The following is a 12761-nucleotide window of genomic DNA, read 5'->3' as shown; positions in this document are numbered from 1 at the left end:
CACTATTCGGTTTATATAAAAAAATATTAGAAATCTATGGCTAAAAAGACCATTGTTATTACTGGTGGAGCTGGTTTTATTGGCTCACATGTGGTGAGATTATTTGTAAATAAGTACCCTGACTATAAAATAGTGAACCTTGATGCCCTTACTTATGCGGGTAACCTTGAAAATCTGCAAGATATTCAGGACGAGCCAAACTATATTTTTGAAAAAGCCAATATTGTAGACGCTGAAGCAGTGAAAGCGGTTTTTCAAAAGCATAATCCCGATGGGGTTATTCACCTTGCTGCTGAAAGTCATGTAGACAGGTCAATCACCTCTCCATTAGATTTTGTATATACAAATGTAATCGGTACAGTAAACCTGCTGAACGCAGCCAAAGAGCTGTGGAAGGATAATTACGAGGGTAAAAGATTTCATCATGTATCAACCGATGAGGTGTACGGCGCTTTAGGAGATACCGGTTTTTTCGCCGAAGAAACTTCCTATGACCCTCATTCTCCTTATTCTGCATCTAAAGCTTCTTCAGATCATTTTGTGTATGCCTACGCTGATACTTACGGTCTGCCCGTGGTTTTAACCAACTGTTCCAATAACTATGGGCCCAATCATTTCCCTGAGAAGTTAATTCCGCTGATGATCCACAATATCATCAATAATAAGCCGCTTCCGGTTTATGGAGATGGTAAGTATACCCGCGACTGGTTGTATGTAATTGACCATGCAAGAGCAATTGATTTAGTTTTTCATGAAGGGAAAGACAGCGAAAAATACAACGTAGGTGGATTTAATGAATGGAAGAATATTGATTTGGTAAAGCTGCTTTGCAAGCAAATGGATGAGAAATTGGGTCGTGAATCTGGCACCAGTGAACAACTGATTACCTTCGTAAAAGATCGTCCCGGTCATGATTTACGATATGCGATCGACGCTACTAAAATCAATAAAGAATTGGGCTGGTCTCCTTCCGTAACTTTTGAAGAAGGTTTGTCCAAAACCATCGACTGGTTTTTAAGCAATAAAGAATGGCTTGAAAATGTAACCAGTGGTGATTACCAGAAATATTATGATAAACAGTATGCGGAATAAAATAAACATCAGTATTGTACTAGTGTTTTATTTGCTATGCGGATTGAATCTCCCCGCGCAAACCGTTGTTTATGGTATTCCAACCAGTAAGGCACAAGAGAAATTAATTGACGAGTTTATTGAAGTTAGTCAGTTTAAAAAAGCATTGTTGCAAGCTGCCAGTATTAAAGTATCTGTACTTGCGATGACTGCTAACCAAACGCGTAAGGACAGTATAACGCAAGAGGATGTTACTGGCATTTTGAAAGAAATTTATAATGATTATAATTATAAGGAAAAATATTACACTGAGTTTGCAACCGTGACAGAAAAACAACTGGCATCTTTAATAAAGTTTTATAAAGAAAACGCATCCCTCTCCAAAGAAGGCCAGTACATTTTTTGCCCGGTTAATCTTTTTCATAATCTGGATAACGATATTCAACACGCAACAAAAAGCGTATTGGAAAATAAAAACAAAAAATGAAAGGAATTATTCTCGCCGGCGGATCCGGCACCCGGTTGTACCCCATTACGAAGGCGATCAGCAAACAATTAATGCCTATTTACGATAAGCCGATGATCTATTATCCTTTGTCTGTATTAATGATGGCGGGTATCAACGAGGTATTGATTATCACCACACCGGAGGATAATGCAGGTTTTCAAAGACTATTGGGAGATGGGTCGCGCGTTGGCTGTAGATTTGAGTATGCAGTGCAGGAAGTACCCAACGGCCTGGCGCAAGCCTTTGTTATTGGTGCCGAATTTATTGGGAACGATAAAGTAGCGCTTGTTTTAGGTGATAATATTTTTTACGGCTCTGGTTTGGGAACCCAGTTGAAAAAATTAACGGATGTAGATGGAGGATATGTTTTTGCCTACCAGGTAAGTGATCCGGAGAGATACGGCGTAGTTGAGTTTGATGAAAATAGCAAAGCCATTTCCATAGAAGAAAAACCTCAACAGCCTAAATCTAATTTTGCAGTTCCGGGGCTTTATTTTTATGATAATTCTGTTGTAGATATCGCGCGGCAGTTAGAACCTTCAGCCCGTGGTGAGTATGAAATTACAGATGTCAACAAAATTTATTTGAAGGACGAAAAACTGCATGTAGCGGTTTTAGACAGGGGCACTGCCTGGCTGGATACGGGAACTTTCGACTCACTGACAGATGCTGCTGAATTTGTACGGGTGATTGAAAAGAGGCAGGGAACCAAAATAGGGTGTATCGAGGAAATCGCCTGGCGTAACGGGTTTATCAACAAAGAGCAGCTACATGTACTAGGTGATGAGTTGATTAAAAGTGGGTATGGAGAGTATCTGAAAAGGCTATAGCTATAAAGATTTGCCTGATTTAAGCACCCAAAGGTTATAAGTTCTTACTTTTAAGAATACATTTGCTGGTAACAAACCAAATTAATAAAAGCCTTCTAAAATGTCGATATAACAATAGCGGCAATATTTATCAATAAAATTTTAATATGAAAATAGCTGTAGTCGGAACAGGTTACGTCGGATTAGTAACAGGGACCTGTTTTGCCGAAACCGGAAACGTTGTAAACTGCGTAGATGTAAACAAAGCAAAAATAGAACAGTTAAAAAAGGGGAAATGCCCTATATATGAACCCGGTTTAGATGTACTGCTTCAACGAAATATTAAAGAGAAACGAATTCTGTTTACTACAGATCTGAAAGCTGCAGTAGATAAATCGGATATTATCTTTTTAGCACTTCCTACTCCTCCGGGGGAAGACGGTTCTGCTGATTTGAAATACATTTTGAATGTAGCTGAAGATCTGTCAAAGATCATAAAGGAATATAAAGTAATTGTTAATAAAAGCACGGTTCCTGTTGGTACTGCCGAAAAGGTAGCAGAAGTACTGGGAAGAAAGCTTTCACCTGAGCTTTTTGATGTGGTGTCTAACCCGGAGTTTTTACGGGAAGGTATTGCTGTTGACGACTTTTTAAAACCTGACAGAGTTGTAATAGGTACTTCTTCTGATCGTGCGCGGGACGTAATGAATGAGCTATACCAGCCATTTGTACGCCAGGGCAATCCTATTTACTTTATGGATGAACGCAGCTCCGAAATGACCAAATATGTAGCCAATTCTTACCTGGCTATGCGTATTTCTTATATGAATGAAGTCGCCAATCTATGCGAGTTAACGGGTGCCAATGTTGACCTGGTTCGTATTGGTATCGGAAGTGACAGCCGCATTGGTAAACGTTTCCTTTTCCCGGGTATCGGTTACGGTGGAAGCTGCTTCCCCAAAGATGTACTGGCATTGCACCATACTTCAAAACAGAATAAATACGAATTTAAACTGCTGGACACCGTAATGAAGGTGAATAAAAACCAGAAAAAAGTATTGTTTGGAAAAATAAAAAGGTTTTACAAAAATAGCCTGAAGGGCAAGAAGTTCGCCATGTGGGGCTTAGCCTTTAAGCCGGAAACGGATGATATCAGAGATGCTCCCGCTTTGGAACTAATTAATGAGCTTTTAAATGCCGGCGCTGAAGTTACTGTTTTCGATCCGGAAGCGATGGCAAATGTGAAAGCCTTGTTCGGTAATAAAATCAAGTATGCGAAAGATCAGTATGTTGGATTGAAAGAGGCAGACGCTTTGTTGATTGTTACAGAATGGAGTGAGTTCAGGAATCCTGATTTTGAGCGTATGGTAAAAAACCTGAAGTCTAAAGTTGTATTCGATGGAAGAAACGTGTACAGCCTGGAAAAAATGGAGGAGTTAGGATTTTATTACAATAGCATCGGGCGTAAAATTGTCAACGGTAAAAACTAAAACATGAAGAAGAGAGTATTAATTACAGGGGCAGCCGGTTTTTTGGGTTCTCACCTCTGTGATCGTTTTATTAAAGAAGGCTATCACGTAATAGCCATGGACAACCTGATCACCGGTGATTTGAAAAACCTGGAGCATCTTTTTCCCAATCCGGATTTTGAATTTTATCATCACGATGTTACCAAGTATATTCATGTTCCCGGTAGCCTGGATTATATTCTTCATTTTGCGTCTCCGGCCAGCCCTATAGACTATCTTAAAATCCCCATCCAAACCTTGAAAGTGGGTGCAATGGGTACACACAATTGCCTGGGCCTGGCTAAAGCAAAAGGTGCGCGTATACTGGTGGCCTCTACAAGCGAAGTTTATGGCGATCCGCTCATCCATCCTCAAACTGAGGAGTATTGGGGAAATGTAAACCCGGTTGGTCCAAGGGGTGTGTATGATGAGGCCAAGAGATATATGGAGTCGATTACCATGGCTTATCACACATTTCATAAGGTAGAAACACGCATCATTCGGATTTTTAACACGTATGGCCCCCGCATGAGGCTTAACGATGGTCGAGCACTTCCGGCATTCATTGGTCAGGCATTAAGAGGTGAAAATATTACTGTTTTTGGCGATGGATCGCAAACCCGCAGCTTTTGTTATGTAAGCGACCTGGTTGAAGGTATATATCGTTTGTTATTAAGTGATTATGTAAATCCTGTTAATATCGGTAATCCTGACGAGATCTCTCTTAAAGATTTTGCAGAAGAAGTATTGTCTTTAACGGGCAACACAGTGAAAATTATTTACAAGCCACTACCAGTAGATGATCCGAAGCAAAGAAAGCCGGATATAACCAAGGCAAAAGCTATTCTCAATTGGGAGCCTAAGGTAAACCGGGCGGAAGGACTGAAGGATACTTACAATTACTTCAAGTCGTTACCACCCGAAGAATGGTTTAAGCAGCCCAAAGAATTTGCATCAACCAAGTAACTTATCTGTTCATAATAAATATTTTACGAACGGGCGAACCTTTACAAAAGTCAAAGCGTCTACATTCCGACAGCCTTAATTTAACGGCTTGATGGCAGTTTAACAGTTTGGGACTGCCATTTGCGGAAGATTCTGAAAAGCTAAACTGTAGTATTGTCACGCAATCGTGTTCGGTAAAGTTTTTGTAATATTTTCCTCAAGCCAAAAAGGATTAATGTTTAAGCGTTAATTTTGGTCACATTTCTTCACAAGAATAAACCCCGGGCAGTATGGAAAAGGAAAAAGAGTTCAGCGATTTATTGGTTGACAATGCAGGGTTTTTAAAACCTTTCGCAGTTAACCTTACAAAAAATAACGAAACAGCAAATGACCTTTATCAGGAGACCCTGTATAAGGCGCTGGCAAATAAGGAAAAGTACAATTCGGGTACTAATATAAAGGCATGGTTATTTACGATCATGCGCAATATATTTATCAATGATTACCGTCGAAATGCAAAACGCAGAACGGTTTTCGATAATACACCCGAAGATTACCTGATCAACCTGAGGCAGGTATCTGTATCTAATTCTGCAGAAAGCAGTTTAAGGCAAAAAGAGATTGAAGCAGCGGTTGACGGGCTTCCTGAAACTTTTAAAGTGCCTTTTAAATTGTATTTCGAAGGATATAAATACCAGGAAATTTCTGAATACCTGGATGAACCACTGGGTACGATTAAGAGCCGTATTCACTTTGCACGTAAGTTATTAAAAGAGCAGATCAACAGATATTAAATAGAAAGTCCCGCCTGATGCGGGATTTTTTGTATTTGTTTTAGTTAGGAATATCCAGATAATGCTTCTCATTGTTAAATGAGTGATTGCCGTTTTCTAACCGATACCAAAATGCTACGTGCTGAATCAGACGCAATCAGTAAACCCGCAGCAAGCATAATAACATCCTTTAATACTAATCTTCCCGCCCCGCTTAAATAGGGAAATCCATATTGCGGGGTAGGGAAATCTCCTCCCAGGTTAGGTACATACACTTCGGGAGTAGTGATTAAAAAGGATAAGGTCACTACCGACATCCCGGCGGTTAAAATGCCACCCCAAAAACCAGCCCTGGCAAACCAGATTCCTGATAAAACCAAAACCCCTATTGCTACAATAGCAGCTCCTAATCCATAAGAGAATACATAAGTGCCGTTATCCTGGTGCCAGTTGATATTTTTACGCACGGTTTGACCCTCAGCGTTTTTGTGAAGTGTGTAAGCGGCAACCTGTTGGCCTTCGCTGTTGGTGACCATTTCTTTAGCATTTTTATAAAAGAAGCTCATAAAAGGGCTGTTGATAACAAAGGGTACAATCCCATCGGCTTCATATTGAAAAGCTTTAAGGCCACCAATCCATGCCATTACTATAAATACAGCCATTCTTAAACAATGAACGAACCGGTATTGCTGTGCTGCAAAAAACCTGAATACATATTGCATATACATGTGTTTTAAATCAGGTCGAAATTAGTTCGGGCTGTTGAAGAGAAAAATGGATGAATGCGGATAATGTATAGATTATTTTGCCGCAATGGATATGCCTACTTTTTCCCGGAAGGTTTTAGGCGGTACACCCGTTTCCTTTTTAAAAAAACGGCTGAAATAAAATCCGTCTTCAAATCCTAACTCCGTGGCGATCTCTTTAATGCTTTTAAAAGTTAAGTGAAGCAGTCTTTTTGATTCTAATATCAGGCGCTCCTGGATCAGTTGCGAAGGTGTTTTACTAAACTGCTTTTTAATTTGTTTGCTGAACGCGTTTACCGAAAGACCATAGTGAGCTGCATAAAAAGAAACAGACCGGCTGCTGATAAAGTGCTGCTCCAGCAAATTCTGGAAAGAAGCAAGACTGTTTTTCCCGTGACCGGCCACGCGATTTTCAGCCATGATGATTTGTTTTTCTTTGCTGCTTAATGCCAGGATCAGTTGCAGGTACGATCTCATGATAGAGAGATCCGCATGCTGTGATGAATTTTCCATAGCTTTTATTTTATAAAAGGCAGCCGTTATTTCTTGGAAAATCACCTCCGGCACCGAAATAAAAGGACGCTCATAGATGTTGTTGAAGAGAATGCCGTTACAGGCGACCTCCTCTTTATGGTACTCAATGCAGTAAAAATCTCCGTGAAAACGGAGCAGGTCTACAACAGGCGGGTTGTGAGCGTTCCATTGAAGTAATTGGTAAGGTGACAGAAAAAGCAGGCTTTTCCCGTTACAGGTATGCTCGATGAAATCTATAGAAAAACTGGCGGTCCCATCAAACAACAATATAAGATAGTAGGCCTCATTAAGTTCTTTCAGACTTTTGGGGTTGGTAATGTGCTCTGTTTTTATTACGTCATTCAAGCAGTTACTCCTTCGTTTTTTGTTGACTTAAAAATCAAAAATAAGTATAATGTTACGATACATCGGTTGGGTCCATTGCGGATACTTAATCTGCCGTTTTACATTGTTGTTATCGCAGAATCATTTACAAAGGCAGAACCGCTTTGCGCTTTTTATCAGGCATACCATTTAAATTCGCGGTCACAACTTTTTATATATCACGCCGCATTCGCAAATATTATCCAGTCCCATTGCTTACCTGAAAGGAGTAGGTCCTCAGCGTGCCGAATTGTTGCAGAAGGAGTTGGGCATATTCACCTTCAATGACCTGTTACAACATTTCCCGTTTAGGCATGTTGATAAAACAAAGTTCACCCCTATTGGCGATGCTACACCAGCAGATGAATACCTGCAGTTTGTAGGAATACTGGAACCCTTTCAGGTAATCGGGCAAAACAGGGCGCGCCGTCTGGTTTCCCAGATAAGAGATAAAACCGGGACCGTTGAAGTAGTATGGTTCAGCGCTATTAACCAGATTCAGAAAATGCTGCAACCTGGAAAAGCTTATATAGTTTATGGTAAGCTATCCTGGTTTATGAGCAAGCCTCAGTTAGTGCATCCTGAAATTGAAGCATGGACCCCCGAAAAACTGGAGGGCAAGGCTTTTTTGGAGCCGATCTATCCTTCCACCGAAAAGCTCAAGGCTAAAAACCTAGGCGGACGACAATTGGGTAAGCTCACGCAGTTGCTACTACCACATATAAAGCCGCAGGATATTCCCGAGAACTTTCCTCAAAAAATGATGGAAGAGTTGAAGCTCATGCCACGGTTTGATGCTTACCAGCAGATCCATTTTCCCCAAACACAAAAGCACTATGAAGCCGCGTTACGAAGGTTGAAATTCGAAGAGATTTTCCTGGCACAAATGCGTATGAACCTGCTGCGTTCCCAACGGCACCGGTTTTCAAAAGGTGTTGTTTTTGATGCGGTGGGCGATCATTTCAATACCTTTTATAACCGGTATCTGCCTTTTGAACTAACGGGGGCACAAAAAAGGGTACTCAAAGAAATAAGAAACGACACGGCCCGAGGAAAACAAATGAACCGTTTGCTGCAGGGAGATGTGGGCAGCGGAAAAACTATAGTGGCCCTGCTTTGTATGTTGCTGGCGGCAGACAATGGCTATCAGTCGGTATTGATGGCACCTACAGAAATCCTCGCCCGGCAGCATTTTCAGGGTATTTCATCGCTCTTAAAAGATATGAATATTGGTGTGGACTTGCTCACTGGTTCGGTAAAAGGCAAGGAGCGAAAACCAATCCTTAAGGGTGTGGCCGATGGGAGTATTCATTTATTAATAGGCACGCATGCGGTTATTGAAGACACGGTTCAGTTTCAAAACCTGGGACTCGTAATTGTAGATGAACAGCATCGTTTTGGCGTAGCGCAGAGGGCCCGGCTTTGGGAGAAAAACCATACTCCTCCGCATGTATTGGTGATGACAGCAACGCCTATACCGCGTACCCTGGCCATGACTGCCTATGGGGATTTGGATTATAGTGTTATTGACGAATTGCCGCCGGGCAGGCAGCCTATACAGACAGTACATAGGCTTGATAATGATAGAAGCAATGTAATGGACTTTTTAAAAGCAGAGATTGCTTTGGGAAGACAGGTATATGTGATCTTCCCGTTGATAGAAGAAAGTGATAAGCTTGATTATGAAAACCTGATGCGTGGCTATGATGAGATCAAGACTTATTTCCCTGAGCCGCAGTATTGGATCAGTATGGTGCATGGCAAACAGCCTGCTATTCAGAAAGAAGAGAACATGCGGCGCTTTGTAGAACATGACACGCAGATCATGGTATCTACCACGGTGATTGAAGTGGGGGTAAACGTCCCCAATGCATCCGTAATGGTGATTGAGAGTGCAGAAAAATTTGGCCTGTCACAATTGCATCAGCTACGCGGCAGGGTAGGGCGAGGCGCTGAGAAGAGTTACTGTATTTTGCTAACCGGCAAAAAATTGGGCAATGTGGCGCGTGAACGTATGAAGATCATGACTTCCACCAATAACGGTTTTGTAATAGCCGAAAAAGACCTGGAGTTACGTGGTCCTGGTGATATTGAAGGTACCCGCCAAAGCGGTGTGGTAGACTTTAAGCTGGCGAATATTGTAAATGACAGGGCGATGGTAGATGCCGCCAAAAAAGTAACCGAAGAAATATTAACGGATGATCCTGATCTGTCCAAGCCGGAAAACATCGCCTTAAAAGAGTTCCTGCAGTCGCAAAAAGGAAAGACGATCTGGAGTAAAATCTCCTAGTAGTAAATATGGAATGATATTGCTATTTGACCTTCCTAGAGTGATTACTATTTTCAGAGGAAATGTCCTCAACATTTTATTCACTGGTATGTTCCGTAGGAACAATTTATTGGTAACCTGATACCAATCATATACATAGCGTGTCGTAGGTACGCAACCTTTAATCAGCAATTTTCTTTTCTAATTCGGATAGCCTGTTCTTAATGGAGTCCAATTCTTCAAAAATACCTCCGCTTCCCTCCTGGCTTAAGGGCTGGTACCAGCCCAGGATCGTCTTTACAAAAGTAATATCACTCAAAGCAATTGCATGGTTACTTATGAGGAGCTTATCATTAGCGATCTTTTTAACCGAAACAACGAAAGTTGCATTGCCCGTATAAATGATTTGAGGCTGAAAAATGCTGATTTCATCCTCTTTTGCTAATATTATTTGATCTATGGTGAATCTATTGTCAATAATAGTAGCATTTTTTATGCTAACCCAATTGGCATTGCTGGGGAAAAGAGCTTCGCCTGGGTTGGTGGGGGTTGTTTTAGGAGCTATTTCAGGCACCTTAAAGTGGGTTACCTCGTTAACCGTTAGTTTCTTATTGATAAAATCATCTACACTGACGCCAAATATCTGGGATGCCCTTGTAAGTGTTTCTATTTTCGGTTCTGCTCTTCCTTCTTCATAAGAACTTACCGCAGCACGGGTTAGCCCTAAAATATCTGCCAGGTGCTGCTGCGTGTAATTCTTTAAGCTTCGTATCTTTTTAATATTAGAACCGAAATTCGACATGATTTATTCTGTTTTAGCAAATATAAGTAACATTGTTGCAAATTAAAATAACATTATCTAAAAATATTGCTAATAATATTTGCATATTTAAAAATTTCTTGGTAGATTTGATCTCAGGTTGCGCAATCTATTTGTAAAAAACTTAAAACGCATTGAATGGAGAGTTTTTTTGGTAAAGTAAAAAACTATGTTACCGAGCTTGACTATGAAGTTTTATATGAAAATGAAAACGATGGCATCATCGTCATAGACAAGCAGGAATATGGGATTAGGAATATGGTACTGGGCGTTGCTAACCCTATTTTAATTGTTGAGCAGTACCTGTTCAATTGTAACAGCGATTCGGTTTATCGTGAGCTGTTGATCAAGAACAGGGACATTGTACACGGAGCTTTTGTACTGGATGAAACCGGTGAAAAAGTGATCTTCCGTAATACGTTGCAGGTTGAATCGCTTGACAAGCTCGAACTGGAAACCACCATTAACTCGTTATCGCTGTTACTTTCAGAATATTCTAATGAAATAATGAAGTTCAGCAAATAATTAATCATCATTAAAAAAGAATGCCATGAATATTTTTCAGAGACTTTTTAAAATAGGACAGGCTGAAACCCATTCGGCCATTGATAAGCTGGAAGACCCCATCAAAATGATCGAACAGGGGCTGCGGGATCTGCATACCGAACTGGACCAGGCTAACAGGGCTTTGGCTGAGGTGAAAGCTATGCATATTCGCCGGGGAAATGAGTTGAGACAATATCGTGAAGAGCAGGAAACTATACACAACAAATCAGTATTATTGCTGAAGAAAGCACAGGAAGGGGCATTGCAAAATGAAAAGGCTGACCAGCTGGTAAAAGAAAACCTAAGGAAGAAAGCGGATATCACCCGTAGAATAACAGAGGCTGATCAACAGGTGGCATCCTTACAACTACAGGTAACTGCGTTGGAAGGCAATGTTACCAAGATTAAATTAAGCATTGCCCAATGGGAAAGCGAATTGAAGACACTGAAAGCCAGGGTTAAAGTAAGTAATGCTACGCAGCAGATCAACAAGCAGCTGATGAAAATGGACTCTAACAGTGTTGCTTCTATGCTGGAGCGTATGAAGGATAAAGTATTAGATGAAGAAGCGCTGGCGCAGGCTTATGGAGAAATGAATCAGAAAGAAGAAAGCAATGATGAAAAAGTAAACAAGATCATTGAAGAGATTTCTGTGGAAGATGAATTAGCTCAATTGAAAAGCCAATTGGGCATTGATAATGACAAAGGGCAAGAAGGTGCATCATCCTGATTACTGTTTCCTCAAAAGTTTAAACAATGAGACTACTTAACAATAAACCGGTTCAGACCTTTCTGGCTACAGGGCCGGTGATACTGTTTGCTCTTTGCTTTGTGGTTTATCTTTCATTTTTTATTTCGGCATTCAGCGGTACTTATAAATCGGAGGTTTTACAACCGTTATTGGCTGATCTGTTTAATGATGTCAGTGTACTTTTGGTTTTGTGCCTGGGGGCATCGGTATTTTTTATAGTAAGTACCATCTATTTTGTCTTGCACGCCGCTCAAAACCCACTGTTGCAAAATGGGAATATGCGGGTAGTGTGGATTTTGATCATCATCCTCATAAGCGGAGTTGGCAACTTTATTTATTGGCTACTTGAAATACGAAATAAAAGGCTCCAGCCAGTTATAGGCGATTCATTAGCTTATGCAGGAAAGAACGACTGGTCGCGTGGCTTGTATACGAAGAGCTAACCAACTATAATACTTACATCAAATCCAAACCAACATGCAGGAATTTTTTCATATCGCTTTCTCCAAGGTAAACTTTATTGCAACACTATTTGCCATATTATTTGCTATTTACTGGGTCATTACCATTTTTACAGGTCTTGATTTGGATGTGACTGATGCGGACGCTGATATAGATCATGATCACCCCGAAACTCAGCATAGCGGGGACAGCGCCTGGGACAGCGTGCTGAAATTCTTTTATATTGGAGAACTGCCAATTCTATTCATCCTGTCATTGGTAAGCATTTTTATGTGGCTGGTCATGGTAAATATTACGCCATTGTTGGGCTGGGAGGATAAGTGGATCGGCTTTGTTTTATACCTGCCGGCATTTATAGTAGGCCTTTTGCTGACCAAAGTAGTAGCCATGCCTTTCCTGAAACTGTATCGCATGTTCAATCATAAGGGAGAACAAAGTATTGACTTTATTGGCAAAGTGGGAACGGTAGTGGCTGGTATCCGTCAAAATAAGATCGGGCAAATTGAAATAAAACATGAAGGCGATGTGATCAGGGTATATGCTAAATCGATGACCGATGAAGAATATAAAACGGGAGAACAGGTGATTATCCTGGAAGCTTCCTCCGATGAAAAATTTTATTTAGTACAATCTTACAACCTATAACTATTAAACAA

At 40.7% G+C, this 12761-nt stretch carries 14 protein-coding genes; 11 read left to right on the top strand and 3 right to left on the bottom strand.

What is annotated here, in order from left to right:
- Positions 1-36 precede the first annotated feature (36 nt).
- From rfbB to ACLOAU_RS03455, 6 genes are all read left to right on the top strand, one after another.
- Positions 37-1092 (top strand): dTDP-glucose 4,6-dehydratase, encoded by a 1056-nt coding sequence (gene rfbB, locus ACLOAU_RS03480; protein WP_427860437.1) that lies wholly within the window; start codon positions 37-39, stop codon positions 1090-1092.
- A 22-nt stretch (positions 1093-1114) separates the two neighbouring features.
- Positions 1115-1558, top strand: a complete 444-nt coding sequence (locus ACLOAU_RS03475) for a hypothetical protein (protein WP_427860436.1) — start codon at positions 1115-1117, stop codon at positions 1556-1558.
- The gene (gene rfbA, locus ACLOAU_RS03470) at positions 1555-2409 is read left to right on the top strand and encodes a glucose-1-phosphate thymidylyltransferase RfbA (RefSeq protein ID WP_427860435.1); all 855 of its coding nucleotides are present in this window, start codon (positions 1555-1557) and stop codon (positions 2407-2409) included. Before ACLOAU_RS03475 ends, rfbA begins: the two co-directional genes overlap by 4 nt.
- A 146-nt stretch (positions 2410-2555) precedes the next feature.
- Positions 2556-3878, top strand: a complete 1323-nt coding sequence (locus tag ACLOAU_RS03465) for a UDP-glucose dehydrogenase family protein (protein WP_427860434.1) — start codon at positions 2556-2558, stop codon at positions 3876-3878.
- A 3-nt stretch (positions 3879-3881) separates the two neighbouring features.
- Complete coding sequence (locus ACLOAU_RS03460) at positions 3882-4862, top strand: UDP-glucuronic acid decarboxylase family protein (protein WP_427860433.1); 981 nt, start codon at positions 3882-3884, stop codon at positions 4860-4862.
- 269 nt (positions 4863-5131) lie between these two features.
- A complete protein-coding gene (locus ACLOAU_RS03455; RefSeq protein WP_240847408.1) occupies positions 5132-5635 on the top strand; it encodes an RNA polymerase sigma factor in 504 nt (167 codons plus the stop codon).
- 74 nt (positions 5636-5709) lie between these two features.
- On the opposite strand, the gene ACLOAU_RS03450 is transcribed toward ACLOAU_RS03455, so the two are convergent.
- Positions 5710-6336: a DUF417 family protein gene (locus ACLOAU_RS03450; RefSeq protein ID WP_427860432.1), complete on the bottom strand. Its 627-nt coding sequence runs from the start codon at positions 6334-6336 to the stop codon at positions 5710-5712.
- A gap of 78 nt (positions 6337-6414) precedes the next feature.
- A complete protein-coding gene (locus ACLOAU_RS03445; RefSeq protein WP_427860431.1) occupies positions 6415-7239 on the bottom strand; it encodes a helix-turn-helix domain-containing protein in 825 nt (274 codons plus the stop codon).
- Positions 7240-7411: 172 nt separating this feature from the next.
- Between ACLOAU_RS03445 and recG the strand changes: the two genes are divergently transcribed.
- Positions 7412-9547, top strand: coding sequence for an ATP-dependent DNA helicase RecG (gene recG, locus ACLOAU_RS03440; RefSeq protein WP_427862677.1), 2136 nt, complete (start codon positions 7412-7414; stop codon positions 9545-9547).
- Between the two features lie 160 nt (positions 9548-9707).
- On the opposite strand, the gene ACLOAU_RS03435 is transcribed toward recG, so the two are convergent.
- Positions 9708-10328 carry a helix-turn-helix domain-containing protein gene (locus ACLOAU_RS03435; protein WP_427860429.1) on the bottom strand — a complete coding sequence of 207 codons (621 nt, stop codon included), beginning with the start codon at positions 10326-10328 and terminating at the stop codon, positions 9708-9710.
- Between the two features lie 156 nt (positions 10329-10484).
- Here ACLOAU_RS03435 and ACLOAU_RS03430 point away from each other — a divergent pair, with 156 nt between their 5' ends.
- The 4 genes from ACLOAU_RS03430 to ACLOAU_RS03415 are packed head-to-tail and all read left to right on the top strand — an operon-like array spanning position 10485 to position 12750.
- Positions 10485-10871 carry a YbjN domain-containing protein gene (locus ACLOAU_RS03430; protein WP_427860428.1) on the top strand — a complete coding sequence of 129 codons (387 nt, stop codon included), beginning with the start codon at positions 10485-10487 and terminating at the stop codon, positions 10869-10871.
- A gap of 25 nt (positions 10872-10896) precedes the next feature.
- Positions 10897-11622: a PspA/IM30 family protein gene (locus ACLOAU_RS03425; RefSeq protein WP_427860427.1), complete on the top strand. Its 726-nt coding sequence runs from the start codon at positions 10897-10899 to the stop codon at positions 11620-11622.
- Positions 11623-11648: 26 nt separating this feature from the next.
- A complete protein-coding gene (locus tag ACLOAU_RS03420) occupies positions 11649-12086 on the top strand; it encodes a hypothetical protein (RefSeq protein WP_427860426.1) in 438 nt (145 codons plus the stop codon).
- 34 nt (positions 12087-12120) lie between these two features.
- A complete protein-coding gene (locus tag ACLOAU_RS03415) occupies positions 12121-12750 on the top strand; it encodes a hypothetical protein (protein WP_427860425.1) in 630 nt (209 codons plus the stop codon).
- The last annotated feature ends 11 nt before the right edge of the window (positions 12751-12761 follow it).

The organism is Paraniabella aurantiaca, assembly GCF_050309965.1.
Lineage (GTDB): Bacteria > Bacteroidota > Bacteroidia > Chitinophagales > Chitinophagaceae > Niabella.
This window is presented reverse-complemented; position numbering and strand designations above follow the sequence as displayed.